The following is a 20,284-nucleotide window of genomic DNA, read 5'->3' on the forward strand; positions in this document are numbered from 1 at the left end:
GGCTAGGAGTTAATTGTCGTGGCTAAAGAAAAATTTGAACGTAACAAACCGCACGTCAACGTTGGCACTATCGGTCACGTTGACCACGGTAAAACCACTCTGACCGCTGCTCTGACTCGCGTTTGCTCCGAAGTTTTCGGTTCGGCTCGTGTTGACTTCGACAAGATCGACAGCGCCCCAGAAGAAAAAGCTCGTGGTATCACCATCAACACTGCGCACGTAGAGTACGACTCGAACATTCGTCACTACGCGCACGTTGACTGCCCAGGTCACGCCGACTACGTCAAAAACATGATCACTGGTGCTGCCCAGATGGACGGCGCGATCCTGGTTTGCTCGGCTGCCGATGGTCCGATGCCACAAACTCGTGAGCACATCCTGCTGTCCCGTCAGGTAGGCGTTCCGTACATCGTTGTCTTCCTGAACAAGGCTGACATGGTTGACGACGCTGAGCTGCTGGAACTGGTTGAGATGGAAGTGCGCGATCTGCTGAGCACTTACGACTTCCCAGGTGACGACACTCCGATCATCATCGGTTCGGCTCTGATGGCTCTGAACGGCCAAGACGACAACGAAATGGGTACCACCGCTGTTAAGCGTCTGGTAGAAACTCTGGATACCTACATCCCAGAGCCAGAGCGTGCAATCGACAAGCCGTTCCTGATGCCAATCGAAGACGTATTCTCGATCTCCGGTCGTGGCACCGTGGTAACTGGCCGTGTTGAGCGTGGTATCGTTCGCATCCAGGAAGAAGTTGAGATCGTTGGTCTGCGCGACACTCAGAAAACTACCTGCACCGGCGTTGAAATGTTCCGCAAGCTGCTCGACGAAGGTCGTGCTGGCGAGAACTGCGGCGTTCTGCTGCGTGGTACCAAGCGTGACGACGTTGAGCGTGGCCAGGTTCTGGTTAAGCCAGGCACCGTTAAGCCGCACACCAAGTTCACCGCTGAAGTTTACGTTCTGAGCAAGGAAGAAGGCGGCCGTCATACTCCGTTCTTCAAAGGCTACCGTCCACAGTTCTACTTCCGTACTACTGACGTGACTGGTAACTGCGAGCTGCCAGAAGGCGTTGAAATGGTAATGCCAGGTGACAACATCCAGATGACTGTCACTCTGATCAAAACCATTGCGATGGAAGATGGTCTGCGTTTCGCTATCCGTGAAGGCGGTCGTACCGTCGGCGCTGGCGTCGTAGCCAAAGTCATCGAGTAATCGACGACTCATGAAGAAGCCCCCGCTTGCGGGGGCTTTTTTATTGGGTTGACACTCTGTGGGGCCGTCTATAGAATTGCGCCTCCTTTTAACGGGCGTATTGCGCCCGGTGGGAATAGCAGCCTGGAGTCTGAAATCCAATGCAAAATCAGCAAATCCGTATCAGGTTGAAGGCTTTCGACCATCGCCTGATCGACCAATCCACCCAGGAAATCGTGGAAACCGCGAAACGTACTGGTGCTCAAGTGCGTGGTCCAATTCCACTGCCTACCCGTAAAGAGCGGTTCACCGTTCTGGTCTCCCCGCACGTCAACAAAGACGCGCGTGACCAGTACGAGATCCGTACTCATAAGCGCGTACTGGACATCGTCCAGCCAACGGATAAAACCGTTGATGCTCTTATGAAGCTTGATCTTGCGGCAGGTGTGGAAGTGCAGATCAGCCTCGGCTAAGACTCGGTCTTAGTCGTGTAACGCTCTGAAATGGGCGGCCATAGCGGGTGAAAGCCCCGTACACTCATGAGGTTTACAACATGACTATTGGTGTAGTCGGTCGTAAATGCGGTATGACCCGTATTTTCACCGAAGAAGGTGTCTCCATTCCGGTCACGGTCATTGAGATCGAGCCGAATCGCGTCACCCAGTTCAAAACTGAAGAAACCGATGGCTATCGTGCAGTGCAGGTCACTGTAGGTGAGCGTCGTGCTTCGCGCGTGACTGCTGCTCAAGCAGGTCACTTCGCTAAAGCGAACGTTGCTGCCGGTCGTGGCGTTTGGGAATTCCGTCTTGAAGAAGGCGAGTACCAAGCTGGCGATCTGATCAATGCAGAAATCTTCGCTGCTGGCCAACTGGTAGACGTTACCGGTCAGTCGAAAGGTAAAGGCTTCGCCGGTACCATCAAGCGTTGGAATTTCCGCGGTCAAGATAACACCCACGGTAACTCCGTTTCCCACCGCGTCCCGGGCTCTATTGGCCAGTGCCAGACTCCTGGTCGTGTATTCAAGGGCAAAAAAATGTCCGGTCATATGGGCGCTGAGCGCGTGACCGTGCAGTCCCTGGAAGTAGTGCGCGTCGACGCTGAACGCAATCTGTTGTTGGTCAAGGGTGCTGTTCCTGGCGCTACTGGCGGCAACCTGGTTGTACGTCCGGCGGCCAAGGCTCGCGGTTAAGGGGAAGCTGACATGCAATTAAATGTAAATGACGCTCAAGCGATCGAAGTTTCCGAACTGACATTTGGCGGCGAATTCAACGAGACGCTGGTTCACCAAGCAGTCGTGGCCTACATGGCCGGCGGCCGTCAAGGTAGCAAGCAGCAAAAGACCCGTTCCGACGTTTCCGGTGGCGGCAAGCGCCCATGGCGTCAGAAAGGTACTGGCCGTGCTCGTGCCGGTACTATCCGTAGCCCAATCTGGCGTGGCGGCGGTACCACTTTCGCAGCTCGTCCTCAGGATCACTCCCAGAAGCTGAACAAGAAGATGTATCGCGCAGCAATGCGTTCCATCCTTGCTGAGCTGGTGCGTACTGATCGTCTGGTCGTGGTTCAGGATTTCGCTGTTGAAACTCCGAAAACCAAAGATCTGCTGGGCAAGCTGAACAACATGAGCCTGACCGACGTTCTGATCGTGTCGGACGCTGTTGATCAGAACCTGTACCTGGCTGCTCGTAACCTGCCACACGTTGATGTTCGTGACGTGCAAGGTTCCGATCCAGTTAGTCTGATCGCATACGACAAAGTGTTGATCACTGTGTCGGCCGTGAAGAAATTCGAGGAGCTGCTGGGATGAACCAGGAACGCGTATTTAAAGTTCTGCTTGGCCCGCACGTTTCCGAGAAGGCTACGGTTCTGGCAGACAAGAAAGGCCAGTTCGTTTTCAAGGTTGCTACTGACGCAACCAAGCTGGAAATCAAGAAGGCCGTCGAAAGCCTGTTCAGCGTGAAAGTGGAACGCGTTACTACCCTGAACGTTCTGGGTAAGAGCAAGCGTACCGCTCGCGGTCTGGGCAAGCGTAATGACTGGAAGAAGGCAGTTATCTCCCTTCAGCCAGGCCAAGATCTCGATTTCAGCAGCAGTGCTGAGTAAGGAAGGGGTGCATCATGGCAATCGTTAAATGCAAACCGACTTCCCCTGGCCGCCGTTTTGTGGTCAAGGTGGTCAACCAGGAGCTGCATAAAGGCGCTCCTCACGCACCGCTGCTCGAGAAGAAATCGAAGTCTGGTGGTCGTAACAACAATGGCCGCATTACCACTCGTCACGTTGGTGGTGGTCATAAGCAGCATTACCGTCTGGTCGACTTCCGTCGCAACGACAAAGATGGCATCGCTGCCACTGTCGAGCGTATCGAATACGATCCAAACCGTACTGCTCACATCGCTCTGCTGCTGTACGCAGATGGCGAGCGTCGCTACATCATCGCCCCTAAAGGCGTGAGCGCTGGCGACCAGCTGATCGCAGGTGCTCTGGCACCGATCAAGCCGGGCAACGCTCTGCAACTGCGCAACATTCCAGTTGGTAGCACCGTACACGGCATCGAACTGAAGCCAGGTAAAGGCGCGCAAATCGCTCGTTCGGCTGGTGCTTCGGCTCAGCTGGTCGCTCGTGAAGGTGTCTACGTGACCCTGCGTCTGCGTTCTGGTGAGATGCGTAAAGTGCTGGCTGAATGCCGCGCGACCCTGGGCGAAGTCTCGAACTCCGAGCACAGCCTGCGTTCGCTGGGTAAAGCTGGTGCCAAACGCTGGCGTGGCGTTCGCCCAACCGTTCGTGGTGTTGCCATGAACCCGGTTGACCACCCACATGGTGGTGGTGAAGGTCGTACCTCTGGTGGTCGTCATCCGGTATCGCCATGGGGCTTCCCGACTAAGGGCGCGAAGACTCGTGGTAATAAGCGTACCGACAAAATGATCGTCCGTCGTCGCAAGTAAATAGAGGGATACGACAGTGCCACGTTCTCTGAAAAAAGGTCCTTTTATTGATCTTCACCTACTGAAGAAGATCGAAGTGGCGGCGGAAAAGAACGATCGCAAACCAGTTAAGACCTGGTCGCGCCGTTCCATGATCCTGCCACAAATGGTCGGTCTGACCATTGCTGTGCATAACGGTCGTCAACATGTTCCAGTTCTCGTGAACGAAGACATGGTCGGCCACAAACTGGGCGAGTTCGCCGGTACCCGTACATATCGCGGGCACGTGGCTGACAAGAAAGCCAAGCGTTAAGGGGTAAGGAATGATGGAAGTAGCCGCTAAGTTGTCGGGCGCTCGAATCTCCGCCCAGAAAGCCCGCTTGGTCGCCGACCAGATCCGCGGGAAGAAGGTGGGCGAAGCGCTCAACCTGTTGGCTTTCAGCAGTAAGAAAGCCGCCGAGATCATGAAGAAAGTGCTGGAGTCGGCCGTAGCCAACGCCGAGCATAACGAAGGCGCAGACGTTGATGACCTGAAGGTCTCCACCGTTTTCGTCAACGAAGGGCGTTCGCTGAAGCGCATCATGCCACGTGCCAAAGGCCGTGCTGATCGCATCGTCAAGCGGTCTTGCCATATCACTGTCAAGGTTGCTGACAAGTAACGGAGTCGAAGAGATGGGTCAGAAAGTACATCCCATTGGCATTCGCCTGGGAATCGTCAAGGAGCACACCTCCGTCTGGTACGCAGACGGTCGGACTTATGCGGACTATTTGCTCGCAGATCTGAATGTGCGTGAGTATCTCCAAGACAAACTAAAAAGCGCGTCCGTAAGCCGTATCGATATCCATCGTCCGGCTCAAACTGCACGCATCACCATCCACACCGCTCGCCCCGGCATCGTGATCGGCAAGAAAGGTGAAGATGTTGAGAAGCTGCGTCAGGACCTGACCAAGCAAATGGGTGTGCCTGTGCACATCAATATCGAAGAGATCCGCAAGCCGGAGCTCGACGGTATGCTGGTTGCGCAGAGCGTAGCTCAGCAGCTGGAGCGTCGCGTAATGTTCCGTCGTGCTATGAAGCGCGCCGTACAGAACGCCATGCGCATTGGTGCCAAAGGCATCAAAATCCAAGTGAGCGGTCGTCTCGGCGGTGCTGAAATCGCACGTACTGAATGGTATCGCGAAGGTCGTGTGCCACTGCACACCCTGCGTGCCGATATCGACTATGCCACCTACGAAGCTCACACCACTTACGGTGTGATCGGTGTGAAGGTTTGGATCTTCAAAGGCGAAGTAATTGGTGGTCGCCAAGAAGAGCTGAAGCCGCAAGCACCTGCGCCTCGTAAAAAAGCTGCTAAGTAAGGGGTACGCCAAATGTTGCAACCAAAGCGTACGAAGTTCCGCAAGCAAATGACCGGCCACAACCGTGGTCTGGCATTGCGCGGTAGCAAAGTCAGCTTCGGCGAGTTCGCGCTGAAGTCTGTTGCTCGTGGTCGTCTCACCGCTCGTCAGATCGAGTCAGCGCGTCGTGCTCTGACCCGTCACGTAAAACGTGGTGGCAAGATCTGGATCCGTGTATTCCCGGACAAGCCTATTTCCAAAAAGCCTCTCGAAGTTCGGATGGGTAAAGGTAAGGGTAACGTCGAATACTGGGTAGCCCAGATTCAGCCAGGCAAAGTCCTGTATGAAATCGAGGGTGTTTCTGAAGAGCTGGCGCGTGAGGCTTTCGCCCTGGCTGCTGCAAAGCTGCCGCTCGCCACCTCCTTTGTTAAACGGACGGTGATGTGATGAAAGCGAATGAACTTCGTGAAAAATCCGCACAGCAGCTGAACGAGCAACTGCTCGGCCTGCTGCGCGACCAGTTCAATCTGCGTATGCAGAAAGCAACTGGCCAGTTGGGGCAGTCTCATCTGCTCTCGCAAGTTAAGCGTGACATCGCTCGCGTGAAGACTGTGCTCAACCAGCAGGCAGGTAAGTAATCATGGCTGAAGCCGAAAAAACTGTCCGTACGCTGACTGGCCGTGTTGTCAGCGACAAGATGGACAAGACCATCACCGTTCTGATCGAGCGTCGCGTTAAGCACCCTATCTACGGTAAATACGTTAAGCGTTCGACTAAGCTGCACGCGCACGACGAAACCAATCAGTGCCACATCGGCGACAAAGTCACTATTCGTGAAACTCGTCCGATGGCCAAGACCAAGTCTTGGGCCCTGGTTGATGTTCTCGAACGCGCTGTGGAAGTCTAAGGGCTAGGGGTCGGAGAAATTATATGATTCAGACTCAATCCATGCTCGATGTGGCCGATAACAGCGGCGCTCGCCGCGTTATGTGCATCAAGGTGCTGGGTGGCTCCCATCGTCGTTACGCTGGTATCGGTGACATCATCAAAGTTACCGTCAAGGAAGCAATTCCTCGCGGTAAGGTGAAAAAAGGCCAAGTGATGACTGCTGTTGTAGTCCGCACTCGCCATGGTGTTCGTCGTGCAGACGGCTCCATCATCCGCTTTGATGGCAACGCTGCTGTTCTGTTGAACAACAAGCAAGAGCCGATCGGCACCCGTATCTTTGGGCCAGTGACCCGTGAACTTCGCAACGAGAAGTTCATGAAGATCGTCTCGCTCGCCCCAGAAGTGCTGTAAGGAGATCCGACATGCAAAAGATTCGTCGTGACGACGAGATCATCGTGATCGCCGGCAAAGACAAAGGTAAGCGCGGTAAGGTGCTTAAGGTTCTGGCTGACGACCGTCTGGTCGTCGGTGGCCTGAACCTGGTCAAGCGTCATACCAAGCCTAACCCGATGTCGGGCGTACAGGGCGGTATCGTCGAGAAAGAAGCGCCACTGCACGCTTCCAACGTCGCCATTTTCAACAGCGAAACCAACAAGGCTGACCGCGTTGGTTTCAAAGTAGAAGACGGCAAAAAAATTCGTGTCTTCAAGTCGACCCAAAAAGCGGTTGATGCTTGAACACTGCTAGGTAGAAGACCATGGCACGACTAAAAGAGATTTACCGGAAGGAAATCGCTCCGAAACTTAAGGAAGAACTTAAGCTTTCGAACGTGATGGAAGTTCCGCGCGTTACCAAAATCACCCTGAACATGGGTCTGGGCGAAGCAATCGGCGACAAAAAAGTCATCGAGCATGCTGTTGCTGACCTGGAAAAGATCACCGGCCAGAAAGTCGTTGTGACCTACGCTCGTAAATCCATCGCTGGCTTCAAAGTCCGCGAAGGATGGCCGATCGGCGTCAAAGTGACCCTGCGCCGTGAGCGTATGTACGAGTTCCTGGATCGTCTGCTGTCGATCTCCCTGCCTCGGGTTCGCGACTTCCGCGGCCTGAATGCCAAGTCCTTCGACGGTCGTGGCAACTACAGCATGGGCGTTAAAGAGCAGATCATTTTCCCGGAAATCGATTACGACAAGATCGATGCTCTCCGCGGTCTGGACATTACCCTGACCACCACTGCTAAGAACGATGACGAAGGCCGCGCTCTGCTGCGTGCTTTCAAATTCCCGTTCCGCAACTGATTGGAGTAGGAAAATGGCCAAGAAGAGCATGAAGAACCGTGAGCTGAAGCGTCAGCTCACCGTTGCCAAGTACGCCACCAAGCGTGCAGCGCTGAAAGCTATCATCGTGGATCTGAACGCAAGTCCAGAAGCTCGTTGGGAAGCTACCGTAGCTCTGCAGAAGCAGCCACGTGATGCAAGCGCTTCGCGCATGCGTAACCGCTGCCGCCTGACTGGTCGTCCGCACGGCGTTTACCGCAAGTTCGGCCTGGGCCGTAACAAGCTGCGTGAAGCTGCAATGCGTGGTGACGTACCAGGTCTGGTTAAAGCCAGCTGGTAATAGCTATCAAAGTCTCGGTGTTCGGGCTCGCAAGATCCCGATCGCCGGTGGCCTTGAACGTGAATCAAGCCCCTTTTGGGGCTTGATTCATTTCTGGGGTGTGTCTAGAATGACCGGCTCGCCTGAGCCCGTGTTTTTTGCCCGGAATTTCTCGGCGACAGTTGTAGCCGCAAGGCTAATTCTTTTTGTATCAGGAGCATCTAGCCCATGAGTATGCAGGACCCGTTAGCGGACATGCTAACTCGAATCCGTAATGCCCAGATGGCTGAAAAGTCCGTCGTAAGCATGCCGTCTTCCACGCTGAAGGTGGCTGTAGCAAAAGTCCTGAAGGACGAAGGTTACATCGCGGGTTATCAGATCAGCAGCGAAATCAAACCTCTGCTGTCCATCGAGCTGAAGTACTTCGAAGGCCGTCCGGTCATCGAAGAAGTGAAGCGCGTTAGCCGTCCAGGCCTGCGTCAGTACAAGTCCGTTGAAGAACTGCCGAAAGTACGTGGCGGTCTTGGCGTGTCTATCGTCTCCACCAACAAAGGTGTGATGACTGATCGTGCTGCGCGCGCTGCCGGTGTCGGCGGCGAAGTTCTTTGCACTGTGTTCTAAGGGGGGATAAGCATGTCTCGCGTCGCTAAGAACCCCGTTAAGCTGCCAGCTGGTGTCGAAGTCAAATTCGCCGGCCAACAGCTTTCGGTGAAGGGTGCCAAGGGCACTCTCGAACTGAACGTACACTCGTCCGTTGAAATTGTTCAGGAAGCTGGTGAGCTGCGTTTCGCTGCTCGCAACGGCGACCAACAAACTCGCGCAATGGCCGGTACCACTCGTGCTCTGGTAAACAACATGGTCCAAGGCGTAAGCCAAGGCTTCGAGCGCAAGCTCCAGCTGGTCGGTGTTGGTTACAAGGCACAGGCAAAAGGCACAGTGCTGAACCTGGCCCTCGGCTTCTCGCATCCAGTGGATTACGAACTGCCGGAAGGCATCACCGCTGAGACTCCTAGCCAGACCGATATCCTGATCAAGGGCATCGATAAGCAGCTGGTAGGTCAAGTGGCCGCTGAGATCCGCGACTTCCGTCCACCAGAGCCTTACAAAGGCAAAGGTGTGCGCTACGCGGACGAAGTCGTCCGTCGTAAAGAAGCCAAGAAGAAGTAGGGCATAGCAAATGACCGACAAAAAAGTTACTCGACTGCGTCGCGCTCGCAAAGCACGCCTGAAAATGCACGAACTCGAAGTCGTGCGTCTCTGCGTGTTCCGCTCTTCGCAGCACATCTACGCCCAGGTCATTTCGGCCGACGGCAACAAAGTCCTGGCAAGTGCCTCGACTTTGGATAAAGAACTGCGTGATGGCGCCACTGGCAACATCGACGCGGCCACTAAGGTTGGCCAGCTGGTCGCTACGCGTGCGAAAGCCGCTGGCGTCTCGCAGGTGGCTTTCGACCGCTCTGGCTTCAAGTACCACGGCCGCGTCAAGGCGCTGGCTGATGCTGCTCGTGAAGCTGGGCTGGAGTTCTAAGTTATGTCAAATAACGACCAAAAGCGCGACGAAGGCTACATCGAGAAGCTGGTTCAAGTTAACCGCGTAGCCAAAACCGTAAAAGGCGGCCGTATCTTCACTTTCACCGCGTTGACCGTGGTTGGTGATGGTAAGGGCCGTGTTGGCTTCGGCCGTGGCAAGTCGCGTGAAGTGCCTGCTGCGATCCAGAAGGCAATGGAAGCTGCTCGCCGCAACATGATCCAAGTTGACCTGAACGGCACCACTCTGCAGTACGCAATGAAGTCCGCTCACGGCGCTTCCAAGGTGTACATGCAGCCTGCTTCTGAAGGTACCGGTATCATCGCTGGCGGCGCTATGCGTGCTGTCCTCGAGGTAGCTGGCGTTCAGAACGTTCTGGCCAAGTGCTACGGCTCGACTAACCCAGTAAACGTGGTTCACGCCACTTTCAAGGGTTTGAAAGCAATGCAGTCCCCTGAATCCATTGCCGCCAAGCGTGGCAAAAGCGTCCAGGAGATCATCTGATCATGGCTACCGTAAAAGTAACGCTGATCAAAAGCATGACCGGCCGTATCCCTAACCACAAACTGTGCGTTAAGGGTCTGGGTCTGCGTCGCATCGGTCACACTGTAGAAGTCCAGGATACTCCCGAGAATCGCGGGATGATCAACAAGGCTTACTACATGCTGCGTGTCGAGGGTTAATCGATGAAACTCAATGATCTGAGTCCAGCGCCGGGTTCCCGTCGCGAAAAGCATCGTCCGGGCCGTGGTATCGGTAGTGGTTTGGGTAAGACTGGTGGCCGTGGTCACAAAGGTCAGACTTCCCGCTCCGGTGGCACCATTGCTCCAGGCTTTGAAGGCGGTCAACAGCCGCTGCATCGTCGCCTGCCGAAGTTCGGTTTCGTTTCCCTGAAGGCCATGGATCGCGCAGAAGTGCGTCTGTCCGAGCTGGCTAAAGTGGAAGGCGACATCGTCACCGTGCAGTCCCTGAAAGATGCCAACGTGATTAACCAAAACGTTCAGCGTGTGAAAATCATGCTGTCCGGCGAAGTTACTCGCGCTGTGACCATCAAGGGTATCGCAGCCACCAAAGGTGCGCGTGCGGCTATCGAAGCAGCTGGCGGCAAGTTCGAGGAATAAATGGCTAAGCAAGGTGCTCTCTCTGCGCTCGGCAAAGGCGGTATGTCTGAACTTTGGGCTCGTCTGCGTTTTCTGTTCTTGGCGATTATCGTCTACCGAATAGGCGCACACATCCCGGTTCCAGGTATCAACCCTGACCGACTCGCGGACCTGTTTCGACAGAATGAGGGGACCATTCTTAGCTTGTTCAACATGTTTTCCGGCGGCGCGCTGGAACGGATGAGCATCTTTGCACTGGGGATCATGCCGTATATCTCGGCATCGATCATCATGCAGTTGATGACAGCCGTCAGCCCGCAGTTGGAGCAGTTGAAGAAGGAAGGTGAAGCTGGCCGTCGCAAGATCAGCCAGTACACCCGCTACGGCACTGTCATCCTGGCCCTGGTTCAAGCTATCGGCATGTCCGTTGGCTTGGCGGGTCAGGGTGTTGCGTTCACTGGTGACTTTGGCTTCCATTTCGTCGCGGTATCCACTTTTGTGGCTGGTGCGATGTTCATGATGTGGCTGGGTGAGCAGATTACTGAGCGTGGTGTTGGCAACGGTATCTCGATGTTGATTTTCGCAGGTATCGTCGCCGGTCTTCCGAGAGCGATCGGGCAGTCTTTCGAGTCTGCACGTCAGGGTGATATCAACATTTTTGCCCTGGTTGCGATCGGTTTGCTGGCAGTAGCGATTATCGGTTTTGTGGTGTTCATTGAGCGTGGTCAGCGTCGTATTGCTGTTCATTACGCCAAGCGTCAGCAGGGCCGCAAGGTATTTGCTGCGCAGACCAGCCACTTGCCGCTGAAAGTGAATATGGCCGGTGTTATTCCTGCTATCTTCGCGAGCAGCATTTTGCTGTTTCCGGCTTCGTTGGGTGCCTGGTTCGGTCAGTCTGAAGGTATGGGCTGGTTGCAGGACATCTCGCAGTCGATCGCTCCTGGTCAGCCGTTGAATATTCTGCTGTTTAGTGCAGGGATTATTTTCTTCTGCTTCTTCTATACGGCGTTGATGTTCAATCCGAAAGACGTAGCGGAAAACCTGAAGAAGTCCGGTGCCTTTATTCCGGGCATCCGTCCAGGTGAGCAGTCGGCGCGCTACATTGATGGCGTTCTGACTCGTTTGACCATGTTCGGTGCTCTATATATGACGGCCGTCTGCCTGTTGCCCCAGTTCCTGGTGGTTGCTGCAAACGTTCCGTTCTACCTTGGCGGGACCTCGTTGCTGATCGTGGTCGTGGTTGTTATGGACTTTATGTCGCAAGTACAATCGCACCTCGTTTCCCACCAGTACGAATCCCTGATGAAGAAAGCCAACCTGAAGGGTTACGGCAGCGGCATGCTGCGCTAATCCATAAGGTTCGAGGAGTTGGTGATGAAAGTTCGTGCATCGGTGAAAAAGCTGTGCCGTAACTGCAAGATTATTCGCCGCGAAGGTGTTGTTCGAGTAATTTGCAGCGCGGAACCGCGTCACAAACAGCGCCAAGGCTGAGTGTGATTGTGCTTCAAGCCCGGCAGCTAGTGCGCTGCCGGGTTGATTATTTGTTATTACAGCGATATTATCTCGCGCCCTATTTCTTGGCTTCCGGGGCGTAGGTAGCTGTCAATTGGAGTCCCACTGAATGGCCCGTATTGCAGGCGTTAACATTCCAGATAACAAGCATACTGTTATCTCGCTGACCTACATCTATGGTGTTGGTCGCACTACTGCGCAGAAAATCTGCGCGGTGACTGGGGTCAACCCAGCTGCGAAGATCAAGGATCTGAGCGACGAGCAAATTGAACAGCTGCGTGGCGAAGTGGCGAAGTTCACCACTGAAGGTGACCTGCGTCGCGAAATCAACATGAAAATCAAACGCTTGATGGATCTGGGCTGCTACCGCGGTCTGCGCCATCGTCGTGGTCTTCCAGTGCGCGGTCAGCGTACCAAGACCAACGCGCGTACTCGCAAAGGTCCGCGTAAGCCGATCCGCAAGTAATCGCACCAGCGAATCGACAGGAATTTAGTCATGGCAAAACCTGCTGCTCGTCCTCGTAAAAAGATTAAAAAGACAGTGGTTGATGGCATCGCCCACATCCACGCGTCTTTCAACAACACCATCGTGACCATCACCGACCGTCAAGGTAACGCTCTTTCCTGGGCAACCTCCGGTGGTTCGGGTTTCCGCGGTTCTCGCAAGTCCACCCCGTTCGCTGCTCAAGTAGCTGCTGAGCGTGCTGGTCAAGCTGCGCTGGAATATGGCCTGAAAAACCTCGACGTCAACGTCAAGGGTCCAGGTCCAGGTCGTGAATCCGCAGTCCGCGCTTTGAACGGCTGTGGCTACAAGATCGCCAGCATCACCGACGTGACGCCAATCCCGCACAACGGGTGCCGTCCGCCGAAGAAGCGCCGCGTGTAATCCAGGAGATTGTAAAGAATGGCTCGTTACATTGGTCCAAAATGCAAACTGGCTCGTCGCGAAGGCACCGATCTCTTCCTGAAGAGCGGCGTGCGCGCTATCGAATCCAAGTGCAACATCGAAGCAGCTCCTGGCATCCACGGCCAGCGTCGCGGTCGTCAATCCGACTACGGCACCCAGCTGCGTGAAAAGCAAAAAGTTCGTCGTATCTACGGCGTACTCGAGCGTCAATTCAGCGGCTACTACAAACAAGCAGCTGGCAAGAAGGGCGCAACCGGCGAAAACCTGTTGCAACTGCTCGAATGCCGTCTGGACAACGTTGTGTACCGCATGGGCTTCGGTTCTACTCGTGCCGAATCCCGTCAGCTGGTATCGCACAAGTCGATCAGCGTAAACGGTCAGACCGTTAACGTTCCGTCCTACCAGGTTCGTGCTGGTGACGTGGTCGCTGTTCGCGAGAAAGCAAAAAATCAACTTCGCATTGTCCAAGCTCTCGATCTGTGTGCTCAACGTGGCCGCGTAGAATGGGTAGAAGTAGACACTGAGAAGAAGTCGGGCGTTTTCAAGAACGTTCCAGCTCGCAGTGATCTGTCCGCCGACATCAACGAAAGCCTGATTGTCGAGCTCTACTCCAAGTAAGGGCTAGAAAATAGGTGCATCCATGCAGATTTCGGTAAATGAGTTCCTGACACCCCGCCACATTGATGTGCAGGTTGTCAGTCCAACCCGCGCCAAGATCACCCTCGAGCCTCTCGAGCGTGGTTTTGGCCACACCCTGGGCAACGCGCTGCGCCGCATCCTGTTGTCCTCAATGCCCGGCTGTGCAGTAGTCGAGGCCGAGATTGACGGTGTGCTCCACGAGTACAGCGCCATCGAAGGTGTACAGGAAGACGTAATTGAAATCCTGTTGAACCTTAAAGGTCTGGCTATCAAGCTGCACGGCCGTGACGAAGTTACGCTGACCTTGTCGAAGAAGGGTTCGGGGGTGGTTACCGCTGCCGATATTCAGCTGGATCATGATGTCGAGATCGTTAATCCCGATCACGTAATCGCTAACCTGGCGTCTAACGGCGCCCTGAACATGAAGCTCGTAGTAGCTCGTGGTCGTGGTTATGAACCGGCCGACTCGCGTCAGAGCGATGAAGACGAAAGCCGCAGCATTGGTCGCTTGCAGCTCGACTCTTCGTTCAGCCCGGTTCGCCGTATCGCATACGTGGTGGAAAACGCCCGTGTCGAGCAGCGTACTAACCTGGACAAGCTGGTTATTGATCTGGAAACCAACGGTACTCTGGATCCTGAAGAGGCTATCCGTCGTGCTGCAACCATCCTGCAACAGCAGTTGGCTGCGTTCGTCGACCTCAAGGGTGACAGTGAGCCAGTGGTAGTCGAGCAGGAAGACGAGATCGATCCGATCCTGCTTCGCCCGGTTGACGATCTGGAACTGACTGTACGTTCGGCTAACTGCCTTAAGGCGGAAAACATTTACTACATCGGCGACCTGATTCAGCGTACCGAAGTAGAACTGTTGAAGACTCCGAACCTGGGCAAGAAATCCTTGACTGAAATCAAGGACGTTCTGGCCTCCCGCGGTCTGTCCCTCGGCATGCGCCTCGACAACTGGCCGCCTGCAAGTCTTAAGAAGGACGACAAGGCGACTGCCTGATCGTCGTAATCACCGAACGTTGTGTTTGGTAAGGAATGAACCATGCGTCATCGTAAAAGTGGGCGTCACCTGAGCCGCACCAGCTCGCACCGCAAGGCCATGTTCCAGAACATGGCGGTGTCGCTGTTCGAGCACGAGCTGATCAAAACTACACTGCCGAAAGCTAAAGAACTGCGCCGCGTTGCCGAGCCGCTGATCACTTTGGCCAAGACAGACAGCCTGGCTAACCGCCGTCTGGCTTTCGACCGTACTCGTTCGAAAGCTATCGTTGGTAAGCTCTTCAACGACCTGGGCAAGCGCTACGCTACCCGTGAGGGTGGCTACCTGCGCATCCTCAAGTGCGGTTTCCGCGCTGGCGACAACGCTCCTATGGCGTACGTTGAACTGGTTGATCGTGCTGTCGGCGGTGAAGCTGTATCCGCTGAGTAAGACGTCAGTCTGAAACAAGGAACCGGGCCTAGCGCCCGGTTTTTTGTGTCTGCCTATATTGGATATTTCTATCGTTAGCTAATGTGTAATGCATTGGATGTTGTAACACTGGTGGTCAATACTCTTTGTCAGCCGATTAGCCGGCAGTTTCACAGACTGACAGAGGAAGATTGAGCATGAGCCAGACCAAAACTCTTACTACCGCAAGTGGCGCTCTTGTCGCTGATAACCAGAACTCTCGTTCCGCCGGCCCCCGGGGCCCTCTGCTTCTCGACGATTTTCACCTGATCGAAAAGCTCGCCCATTTCAACCGCGAGAATATTCCCGAGCGTCGCGTGCACGCCAAGGGTTCAGGCGCCTATGGCACTTTCACCGTTTCTCGTGATATCACCGAGTACACCAGCGCCAAGTTGTTTGAGGCGGTAGGCAAGAAGACTCCGACCTTCCTGCGTTTTTCCACGGTGGGCGGCGAGCGTGGTTCGGCAGACACCGAGCGGGACCCACGCGGCTTTGCCCTCAAGTTCTACACCGAAGAAGGCAACTGGGACATCGTAGGCAACAACACCCCGGTGTTCTTCATTCGCGACCCGCTGAAGTTTCCCGACTTTATTCACACCCAGAAGCGCTTGCCCCAGAGCAATCTGAAAAGTGCCCAGATGATGTGGGATTTCTGGTCCCATTCGCCCGAGGCGCTGCACCAGGTAACCATTCTGTTTTCCGATCGGGGTATTCCGGACGGCTACCGCCACATGCATGGCTTTGGCAGCCACACCTACAGCCTGATCAACGCCAAGGGTGAGCGGCACTGGGTCAAGTGGCACTACAAGACCAAGCAGGGCATCAAGAACCTGGCGCCGGCTGACGCAGCGCGCCTGGCCGGTACCGATCCTGATTACGCCCAGCGCGACCTGTTCAATGCGATCGAGCGCGGTGAGTTTCCGAAATGGAGCGTGTGTATCCAGGTCATGACCGAAGCTCAAGCCACCGCGCATTACGAGAACCCCTTCGATGTGACCAAGACCTGGTCGCAGAAAGAGTTCCCGTTGATCGAAGTGGGTGAGCTGGAACTGAACCGCAACCCGTTGAATTACTTTGCAGAGGTCGAGCAGGCTGCATTCGGCCCTAGCAACATGGTACCTGGGGTAGGTCTTTCGCCGGACCGCATGCTGCAAGGCCGGGTATTCGCATACGCCGACGCGCATCGCTACCGTGTGGGTACCAACCACCAACAGTTGCCGGTGAACGCTCCATTGAGCCCGGTGAACAGCTACCAGCGCGACGGCTCCATGGCTTTCGGTACCAATGGTGGTGCGGCGCCTAACTACGAGCCCAACAGCTATGGCGATGCGCCGAAGCAGGCTCCACGTTATGCCGAGCCGGCCCTGGCACTCAGCGGTGCTGCGGACCGCTACGATCATCGTGAAGACACCGACTACTACAGCCACGCTGGTGCGTTGTTCCGCCTGATGAACGATGAGCAGAAGGCATTGCTGATCAATAACATCGCGGGCGCCATGGCTGGAGTGACGGCTGATGTGGTTGATCGGCAGTTGCAGCATTTCTACAAGGCCGACCCGGCTTACGGCGAAGGCATCGCCAAAGCTTTGGGCGTATCGCTCAAGTAAGTATAAATAAGAAGCAGAACCGCCCTCATTTGGGCGGTTTTTGCGTTATTTCTACTGGTTTTCTCAGATATTCTTCACTTTTTCAGCTATTTCTAAGTGACCTGCAAGTCAGCTTGGTTCAAACTATCCACTTTCAAGCAGGGAGATGTAGGGCGATGCAAGGTCACCCGGACGTAATCGATTACCTCAACACGTTGCTGACGGGCGAGCTGGCAGCACGAGACCAATATTTCATCCACTCGCGGATGTACGAAGACTGGGGCTTTACCAAGCTCTATGAGCGTATCAACCATGAAATGGAAGAGGAGGCGCAACACGCCGACGCCCTGATGCGCCGCATCCTGATGCTCGAAGGTAGTCCGCGCATGCGCCCTGACGATCTCGACACCGGAACCACGGTGCCGGAGATGCTGGCCAGCGACCTGCGCCTGGAATACAAGGTGCGCGCCGCGTTGTGCAAAGGCATCGAGCTGTGCGAGTTGCACAAGGACTATGTCAGCCGCGACATCTTGCGCATCCAGCTGGCGGATACCGAGGAAGATCACACCTACTGGCTGGAGAAGCAGTTGGGCCTGATCAAGTCCATCGGCCTGGAGAACTACCTGCAATCGCAGTTCTGATTGCCTTAGGTTTTGCTGCCTGTTCGCGAGCAAAGCTCGCTTCTGCGGGAAGCGCAGCAACCCCTAGAGACAAAAAAGCCCCTGGCACCGTCAAGTGCCAGGGGCTTTTTCATGGGCCTCAGGCGCGGTCGCGGGTCAGCAACGGCTTGAGGTAGTGCCCGGTATGGGACTGCGGCATCTCCGCAACCTGCTCCGGGGTGCCCACGGCAATGATCTGGCCGCCCTTGGAACCGCCTTCCGGCCCCAGGTCCACCAGCCAGTCGGCGGTCTTGATCACATCCAGGTTGTGTTCGATCACCACCACGGTGTTGCCGTGATCGCGCAGGCGGTGCAGTACGTCCAGCAACTGCTGGATATCCGCAAAGTGCAGGCCCGTGGTCGGCTCATCAAGGATATACAGAGTCTTGCCGGTGTCGCGCTTGGACAGCTCGCGAGACAACTTGACCCGCTGCGCTTCGCCACCGGACAGGGTCGTCGCCGACTGCCCCAACTTGATGTAGGACAGGCCCACATCCATCAGGGTCTGCAGCTTGCGCGCCAGGGCAGGCACCGGGTCGAAGAACTCCCTGGCTTCCTCGATGGTCATTTCCAGCACCTCGTGGATGCTCTTGCCCTTGTACTTGATTTCCAGGGTTTCGCGATTGTAGCGCTTGCTCTTGCACACGTCGCAGGGCACGTAGATGTCCGGCAGGAAGTGCATTTCCACCTTGATCAGGCCATCGCCCTGGCAAGCCTCGCAGCGCCCACCCTTGACGTTGAAGGAGAAGCGACCGGGCCCGTAGCCCCGGGAGCGCGACTCGGGTACCCCGGCGAACAGCTCGCGGATCGGGGTGAACAGCCCGGTGTAGGTCGCCGGGTTGGAGCGCGGAGTCCGGCCGATCGGGCTCTGGTCGATATCCACTACCTTGTCCAGGTGCTGCAGGCCGTTGATGCTGTCGTGTGGCGCGGCTTCCAGGGTGGTGGCGCCATTCAGTGCGGTGGCGCTCAAGGGGAACAGGGTGTTGTTGATCAGGGTCGACTTGCCCGAGCCCGATACCCCAGTGACGCAGGTCAGCAGGCCAATGGGGATCTCCAGGTCGACATTGCGCAGGTTGTTGCCGCGAGCGCCCTTGAGGGTCAGGGAGAGCTTCTTGTTGCGCGGCGTGCGCTTGGCCGGCACCACGATCTTCACCCGGCCCGAGAGGTATTTGCCGGTCAGGGAGTCCGGATGGGCCATGACCTCTGCGGCGGTGCCTTCGGCAACGATTCGCCCGCCGTGCACACCGGCCCCCGGGCCGATATCGACGACATAGTCGGCCAGGCGAATGGCGTCTTCATCGTGTTCAACCACGATCACCGTGTTGCCGATGTCGCGCAGGTGTTTCAGGGTTCCCAGCAGGCGATCGTTGTCCCGCTGATGCAGGCCGATGGACGGCTCGTCGAGGATGTACATCACCCCCACCAGGCCGGCGCCGATCTGGCTGGCCAGGCGGATACGCTGGGCTTCGCCGCCGGACAGGGTGTCCGCGCTGCGGTCCAGGGTCAGGTAGTCGAGCCCGACGTTGACCAGGAACTGCAGGCGCTCGCGGATTTCCTTGAGGATCTTGTCGGCGATTTCGCCACGGCGCCCGGTGAGTTTCAGGGTGCCGAAATAATCGGTGGCGTCGCCGATGGGCAGGCTGGTGACTGCCGGCAGGGTTTTCTCGCCCACCCAGACGTGCCGCGCTTCGCGACGCAGGCGGGTGCCACGGCAATCCGGGCAGGGCTGGGTGCTGAGGAACTTGGCCAGCTCTTCACGCACGGTGGCCGACTCGGTTTCCCGGTAGCGGCGCTCCAGATTCGGCACTATCCCTTCGAACGGGTGGGAGCGCTTGACGATGTCGCCCCGGTCGTTGAGGTATTTGAAGTCGACGTTCTGGGTGCCGCTGCCGTGCAGGATGACCTTCTGCTGATCCGCCGGCAGTTGGTTGAACGGTACTTCCAGGCTGAAGCCGTAATGAGAGGCCAGCGAACCGAGCATCTGGAAGTAATAGACGTTGCGCCGGTCCCAGCCGCGTATCGCCCCTTCGGCCAGGGTCAGCTCGCCATTGACCAGGCGCTTGATGTCGAAGAACTGCTTGACCCCCAGCCCGTCGCAGGTCGGGCAGGCACCGGCCGGGTTGTTGAAGGAGAACAGCTTGGGTTCCAGTTCGCTGATGGCGTGGCCGCAGATCGGGCAGGCGAAGCGCGCGGAGAAGATCATCTCCTCTCCCGGCTCGTCGTCCATCGGCGCCACCAGGGCAATCCCGTCCGCCAGTTTCAAGGCGGTTTCAAAGGATTCGGCCAGGCGCTGCTGCAGGTCGGCGCGGACCTTGAAGCGGTCGACCACCACATCGATGGAGTGCTTCTTCTGTTTATCCAGCTTCGGCAGCTCGTCCAGCTCGAACAGCTTGCCGTTGACCCGGGCGCGAACGAAGCCCTGGGCTCGCAACTCTTCGAAGACCGACAGATGTTCGCCCTTGCGCTCTCGGATCACCGGGGCCAGCAGCATCAGCTTGCTGCCTTCGGGCTGGGCCAGCACCAGGTCGACCATCTGGCTGACGGTCTGGGCTTCCAGCGGGATGTCGTGGTCCGGGCAGCGTGGAGTACCGACGCGGGCATAGAGCAGGCGCAGGTAGTCGTAGATCTCGGTGATGGTGCCGACGGTGGAGCGCGGGTTGTGGGAGGTGGATTTCTGTTCGATGGAAATCGCCGGCGAGAGGCCTTCGATGGTGTCGACATCGGGCTTTTCCATCATCGACAGGAACTGTCGGGCATAGGCCGAGAGCGACTCGACATAGCGGCGCTGGCCTTCGGCATACAGCGTGTCGAAAGCCAGGGACGACTTGCCGGACCCAGACAGCCCGGTGATGACGATCAACTTGTCCCGCGGCAGGGTCAGGTCGATGTTCTTCAGGTTGTGGGTGCGGGCCCCACGAATCAGAATCTTGTCCAAAAGTGGCCTCGATCGGCGGGCGTAAAGGCAGGAGTATA

Annotated in this window: 32 protein-coding genes; 31 read left to right on the plus strand and 1 reads right to left on the minus strand. The window is 56.3% G+C overall.

Annotated elements, in window-relative coordinates; all coding sequences use genetic code 11:
* Positions 1-18: 18 nt before the first annotated feature.
* From tuf to bfr, 31 genes are all read left to right on the plus strand, one after another.
* Complete coding sequence (tuf, locus tag M2395_RS28580) at positions 19-1,212, plus strand: elongation factor Tu (RefSeq protein ID WP_011063776.1); 1,194 nt, start codon at positions 19-21, stop codon at positions 1,210-1,212.
* A 140-nt stretch (positions 1,213-1,352) separates the two neighbouring features.
* Entirely contained in the window at positions 1,353-1,664 is a 312-nt protein-coding gene (gene rpsJ, locus M2395_RS28585; protein ID WP_003186070.1) for a 30S ribosomal protein S10, read from the plus strand.
* Between the two features lie 80 nt (positions 1,665-1,744).
* On the plus strand, positions 1,745-2,380 hold the full coding sequence (gene rplC, locus M2395_RS28590) for a 50S ribosomal protein L3 (RefSeq protein WP_007924205.1): 636 nt from the start codon (positions 1,745-1,747) through the stop codon (positions 2,378-2,380).
* Positions 2,381-2,392: 12 nt separating this feature from the next.
* Complete coding sequence (gene rplD, locus M2395_RS28595) at positions 2,393-2,995, plus strand: 50S ribosomal protein L4 (protein WP_007924200.1); 603 nt, start codon at positions 2,393-2,395, stop codon at positions 2,993-2,995.
* Positions 2,992-3,291 carry a 50S ribosomal protein L23 gene (gene rplW / locus M2395_RS28600; RefSeq protein ID WP_002555488.1) on the plus strand — a complete coding sequence of 100 codons (300 nt, stop codon included), beginning with the start codon at positions 2,992-2,994 and terminating at the stop codon, positions 3,289-3,291. Before rplD ends, rplW begins: the two co-directional genes overlap by 4 nt.
* Before the next feature lie 14 nt (positions 3,292-3,305).
* Positions 3,306-4,130: a 50S ribosomal protein L2 gene (gene rplB / locus M2395_RS28605; RefSeq protein WP_011063775.1), complete on the plus strand. Its 825-nt coding sequence runs from the start codon at positions 3,306-3,308 to the stop codon at positions 4,128-4,130.
* A gap of 16 nt (positions 4,131-4,146) precedes the next feature.
* The gene (gene rpsS, locus M2395_RS28610; RefSeq protein ID WP_002555486.1) at positions 4,147-4,422 is read left to right on the plus strand and encodes a 30S ribosomal protein S19; all 276 of its coding nucleotides are present in this window, start codon (positions 4,147-4,149) and stop codon (positions 4,420-4,422) included.
* A gap of 13 nt (positions 4,423-4,435) precedes the next feature.
* The gene (gene rplV, locus M2395_RS28615) at positions 4,436-4,768 is read left to right on the plus strand and encodes a 50S ribosomal protein L22 (RefSeq protein ID WP_003103908.1); all 333 of its coding nucleotides are present in this window, start codon (positions 4,436-4,438) and stop codon (positions 4,766-4,768) included.
* Positions 4,769-4,781: 13 nt separating this feature from the next.
* Positions 4,782-5,468 carry a 30S ribosomal protein S3 gene (rpsC, locus tag M2395_RS28620; RefSeq protein ID WP_007924192.1) on the plus strand — a complete coding sequence of 229 codons (687 nt, stop codon included), beginning with the start codon at positions 4,782-4,784 and terminating at the stop codon, positions 5,466-5,468.
* A gap of 12 nt (positions 5,469-5,480) precedes the next feature.
* Entirely contained in the window at positions 5,481-5,894 is a 414-nt protein-coding gene (gene rplP, locus M2395_RS28625) for a 50S ribosomal protein L16 (protein ID WP_003228729.1), read from the plus strand.
* Positions 5,894-6,085 carry a 50S ribosomal protein L29 gene (gene rpmC, locus M2395_RS28630; RefSeq protein ID WP_002555481.1) on the plus strand — a complete coding sequence of 64 codons (192 nt, stop codon included), beginning with the start codon at positions 5,894-5,896 and terminating at the stop codon, positions 6,083-6,085. The genes rplP and rpmC overlap by 1 nt, the downstream gene beginning before the upstream one ends.
* A gap of 2 nt (positions 6,086-6,087) precedes the next feature.
* A complete protein-coding gene (rpsQ, locus tag M2395_RS28635) occupies positions 6,088-6,354 on the plus strand; it encodes a 30S ribosomal protein S17 (RefSeq protein ID WP_003194644.1) in 267 nt (88 codons plus the stop codon).
* A gap of 23 nt (positions 6,355-6,377) precedes the next feature.
* Entirely contained in the window at positions 6,378-6,746 is a 369-nt protein-coding gene (gene rplN / locus M2395_RS28640; RefSeq protein ID WP_011063774.1) for a 50S ribosomal protein L14, read from the plus strand.
* 11 nt (positions 6,747-6,757) lie between these two features.
* Entirely contained in the window at positions 6,758-7,072 is a 315-nt protein-coding gene (rplX, locus tag M2395_RS28645; protein ID WP_010443924.1) for a 50S ribosomal protein L24, read from the plus strand.
* Positions 7,073-7,092: 20 nt separating this feature from the next.
* The gene (gene rplE, locus M2395_RS28650; RefSeq protein ID WP_003210069.1) at positions 7,093-7,632 is read left to right on the plus strand and encodes a 50S ribosomal protein L5; all 540 of its coding nucleotides are present in this window, start codon (positions 7,093-7,095) and stop codon (positions 7,630-7,632) included.
* Between the two features lie 13 nt (positions 7,633-7,645).
* Positions 7,646-7,951 carry a 30S ribosomal protein S14 gene (rpsN, locus tag M2395_RS28655; protein WP_003228726.1) on the plus strand — a complete coding sequence of 102 codons (306 nt, stop codon included), beginning with the start codon at positions 7,646-7,648 and terminating at the stop codon, positions 7,949-7,951.
* Positions 7,952-8,158: 207 nt separating this feature from the next.
* Positions 8,159-8,551: a 30S ribosomal protein S8 gene (gene rpsH, locus M2395_RS28660; RefSeq protein ID WP_011063773.1), complete on the plus strand. Its 393-nt coding sequence runs from the start codon at positions 8,159-8,161 to the stop codon at positions 8,549-8,551.
* A 12-nt stretch (positions 8,552-8,563) separates the two neighbouring features.
* Positions 8,564-9,097, plus strand: coding sequence for a 50S ribosomal protein L6 (gene rplF, locus M2395_RS28665; protein WP_007924185.1), 534 nt, complete (start codon positions 8,564-8,566; stop codon positions 9,095-9,097).
* Positions 9,098-9,107: 10 nt separating this feature from the next.
* Entirely contained in the window at positions 9,108-9,458 is a 351-nt protein-coding gene (rplR, locus tag M2395_RS28670; protein WP_003186037.1) for a 50S ribosomal protein L18, read from the plus strand.
* 3 nt (positions 9,459-9,461) lie between these two features.
* Complete coding sequence (gene rpsE / locus M2395_RS28675; protein ID WP_007924184.1) at positions 9,462-9,962, plus strand: 30S ribosomal protein S5; 501 nt, start codon at positions 9,462-9,464, stop codon at positions 9,960-9,962.
* A 2-nt stretch (positions 9,963-9,964) separates the two neighbouring features.
* A complete protein-coding gene (gene rpmD / locus M2395_RS28680; protein ID WP_003176408.1) occupies positions 9,965-10,141 on the plus strand; it encodes a 50S ribosomal protein L30 in 177 nt (58 codons plus the stop codon).
* Between the two features lie 3 nt (positions 10,142-10,144).
* Positions 10,145-10,579 carry a 50S ribosomal protein L15 gene (gene rplO / locus M2395_RS28685; protein ID WP_007924183.1) on the plus strand — a complete coding sequence of 145 codons (435 nt, stop codon included), beginning with the start codon at positions 10,145-10,147 and terminating at the stop codon, positions 10,577-10,579.
* Complete coding sequence (secY, locus tag M2395_RS28690) at positions 10,580-11,908, plus strand: preprotein translocase subunit SecY (protein WP_003210064.1); 1,329 nt, start codon at positions 10,580-10,582, stop codon at positions 11,906-11,908.
* A gap of 24 nt (positions 11,909-11,932) precedes the next feature.
* Positions 11,933-12,049: a 50S ribosomal protein L36 gene (rpmJ, locus tag M2395_RS28695; protein WP_002555468.1), complete on the plus strand. Its 117-nt coding sequence runs from the start codon at positions 11,933-11,935 to the stop codon at positions 12,047-12,049.
* 130 nt (positions 12,050-12,179) lie between these two features.
* Positions 12,180-12,536, plus strand: coding sequence for a 30S ribosomal protein S13 (gene rpsM, locus M2395_RS28700; protein WP_003186020.1), 357 nt, complete (start codon positions 12,180-12,182; stop codon positions 12,534-12,536).
* Positions 12,537-12,566: 30 nt separating this feature from the next.
* Positions 12,567-12,956, plus strand: a complete 390-nt coding sequence (gene rpsK, locus M2395_RS28705) for a 30S ribosomal protein S11 (RefSeq protein WP_007924177.1) — start codon at positions 12,567-12,569, stop codon at positions 12,954-12,956.
* An 18-nt stretch (positions 12,957-12,974) separates the two neighbouring features.
* The gene (rpsD, locus tag M2395_RS28710; protein ID WP_011063772.1) at positions 12,975-13,595 is read left to right on the plus strand and encodes a 30S ribosomal protein S4; all 621 of its coding nucleotides are present in this window, start codon (positions 12,975-12,977) and stop codon (positions 13,593-13,595) included.
* Positions 13,596-13,617: 22 nt separating this feature from the next.
* On the plus strand, positions 13,618-14,619 hold the full coding sequence (locus M2395_RS28715; RefSeq protein ID WP_007970428.1) for a DNA-directed RNA polymerase subunit alpha: 1,002 nt from the start codon (positions 13,618-13,620) through the stop codon (positions 14,617-14,619).
* A 42-nt stretch (positions 14,620-14,661) separates the two neighbouring features.
* Positions 14,662-15,048 (plus strand): 50S ribosomal protein L17, encoded by a 387-nt coding sequence (gene rplQ, locus M2395_RS28720; RefSeq protein ID WP_007924175.1) that lies wholly within the window; start codon positions 14,662-14,664, stop codon positions 15,046-15,048.
* A 176-nt stretch (positions 15,049-15,224) separates the two neighbouring features.
* The gene (locus M2395_RS28725; RefSeq protein WP_123431448.1) at positions 15,225-16,673 is read left to right on the plus strand and encodes a catalase; all 1,449 of its coding nucleotides are present in this window, start codon (positions 15,225-15,227) and stop codon (positions 16,671-16,673) included.
* 155 nt (positions 16,674-16,828) lie between these two features.
* Complete coding sequence (gene bfr / locus M2395_RS28730) at positions 16,829-17,293, plus strand: bacterioferritin (protein WP_015637228.1); 465 nt, start codon at positions 16,829-16,831, stop codon at positions 17,291-17,293.
* A gap of 118 nt (positions 17,294-17,411) precedes the next feature.
* Here bfr and uvrA read toward each other — a convergent pair whose 3' ends face one another.
* Entirely contained in the window at positions 17,412-20,246 is a 2,835-nt protein-coding gene (gene uvrA, locus M2395_RS28735; RefSeq protein WP_019094235.1) for an excinuclease ABC subunit UvrA, read from the minus strand.
* Positions 20,247-20,284: the final 38 nt, after the last annotated feature.

It is taken from the genome of Pseudomonas sp. BIGb0176 (assembly GCF_024810175.1).
GTDB lineage: Bacteria > Pseudomonadota > Gammaproteobacteria > Pseudomonadales > Pseudomonadaceae > Aquipseudomonas > Aquipseudomonas protegens.

Excerpts from the sequence above, each read along its gene's own strand:
- rplQ (WP_007924175.1), top strand. The coding sequence starts at position 14,662 with ATGCGTCATCGTAAAAGTGGGCGTCACCTGAGCCGCACCAGCTCGCAC.
- rpsM (WP_003186020.1), top strand. The coding sequence starts at position 12,180 with ATGGCCCGTATTGCAGGCGTTAACATTCCAGATAACAAGCATACTGTT.
- rplN (WP_011063774.1), top strand. The coding sequence starts at position 6,378 with ATGATTCAGACTCAATCCATGCTCGATGTGGCCGATAACAGCGGCGCT.
- rpsJ (WP_003186070.1), top strand. The coding sequence starts at position 1,353 with ATGCAAAATCAGCAAATCCGTATCAGGTTGAAGGCTTTCGACCATCGC.
- M2395_RS28725 (WP_123431448.1), top strand. The coding sequence starts at position 15,225 with ATGAGCCAGACCAAAACTCTTACTACCGCAAGTGGCGCTCTTGTCGCT.
- rplO (WP_007924183.1), top strand. The coding sequence starts at position 10,145 with ATGAAACTCAATGATCTGAGTCCAGCGCCGGGTTCCCGTCGCGAAAAG.
- rpsN (WP_003228726.1), top strand. The coding sequence starts at position 7,646 with ATGGCCAAGAAGAGCATGAAGAACCGTGAGCTGAAGCGTCAGCTCACC.
- rplF (WP_007924185.1), top strand. The coding sequence starts at position 8,564 with ATGTCTCGCGTCGCTAAGAACCCCGTTAAGCTGCCAGCTGGTGTCGAA.
- rplP (WP_003228729.1), top strand. The coding sequence starts at position 5,481 with ATGTTGCAACCAAAGCGTACGAAGTTCCGCAAGCAAATGACCGGCCAC.
- rpsD (WP_011063772.1), top strand. The coding sequence starts at position 12,975 with ATGGCTCGTTACATTGGTCCAAAATGCAAACTGGCTCGTCGCGAAGGC.
- rplX (WP_010443924.1), top strand. The coding sequence starts at position 6,758 with ATGCAAAAGATTCGTCGTGACGACGAGATCATCGTGATCGCCGGCAAA.
- secY (WP_003210064.1), top strand. The coding sequence starts at position 10,580 with ATGGCTAAGCAAGGTGCTCTCTCTGCGCTCGGCAAAGGCGGTATGTCT.
- rpmD (WP_003176408.1), top strand. The coding sequence starts at position 9,965 with ATGGCTACCGTAAAAGTAACGCTGATCAAAAGCATGACCGGCCGTATC.
- rpmJ (WP_002555468.1), top strand. The coding sequence starts at position 11,933 with ATGAAAGTTCGTGCATCGGTGAAAAAGCTGTGCCGTAACTGCAAGATT.
- bfr (WP_015637228.1), top strand. The coding sequence starts at position 16,829 with ATGCAAGGTCACCCGGACGTAATCGATTACCTCAACACGTTGCTGACG.
- rplC (WP_007924205.1), top strand. The coding sequence starts at position 1,745 with ATGACTATTGGTGTAGTCGGTCGTAAATGCGGTATGACCCGTATTTTC.
- rplV (WP_003103908.1), top strand. The coding sequence starts at position 4,436 with ATGGAAGTAGCCGCTAAGTTGTCGGGCGCTCGAATCTCCGCCCAGAAA.
- rplD (WP_007924200.1), top strand. The coding sequence starts at position 2,393 with ATGCAATTAAATGTAAATGACGCTCAAGCGATCGAAGTTTCCGAACTG.
- M2395_RS28715 (WP_007970428.1), top strand. The coding sequence starts at position 13,618 with ATGCAGATTTCGGTAAATGAGTTCCTGACACCCCGCCACATTGATGTG.
- rplB (WP_011063775.1), top strand. The coding sequence starts at position 3,306 with ATGGCAATCGTTAAATGCAAACCGACTTCCCCTGGCCGCCGTTTTGTG.
- rplW (WP_002555488.1), top strand. The coding sequence starts at position 2,992 with ATGAACCAGGAACGCGTATTTAAAGTTCTGCTTGGCCCGCACGTTTCC.
- rplE (WP_003210069.1), top strand. The coding sequence starts at position 7,093 with ATGGCACGACTAAAAGAGATTTACCGGAAGGAAATCGCTCCGAAACTT.
- rplR (WP_003186037.1), top strand. The coding sequence starts at position 9,108 with ATGACCGACAAAAAAGTTACTCGACTGCGTCGCGCTCGCAAAGCACGC.
- rpsH (WP_011063773.1), top strand. The coding sequence starts at position 8,159 with ATGAGTATGCAGGACCCGTTAGCGGACATGCTAACTCGAATCCGTAAT.
- rpmC (WP_002555481.1), top strand. The coding sequence starts at position 5,894 with ATGAAAGCGAATGAACTTCGTGAAAAATCCGCACAGCAGCTGAACGAG.
- rpsC (WP_007924192.1), top strand. The coding sequence starts at position 4,782 with ATGGGTCAGAAAGTACATCCCATTGGCATTCGCCTGGGAATCGTCAAG.
- rpsK (WP_007924177.1), top strand. The coding sequence starts at position 12,567 with ATGGCAAAACCTGCTGCTCGTCCTCGTAAAAAGATTAAAAAGACAGTG.
- rpsQ (WP_003194644.1), top strand. The coding sequence starts at position 6,088 with ATGGCTGAAGCCGAAAAAACTGTCCGTACGCTGACTGGCCGTGTTGTC.
- rpsE (WP_007924184.1), top strand. The coding sequence starts at position 9,462 with ATGTCAAATAACGACCAAAAGCGCGACGAAGGCTACATCGAGAAGCTG.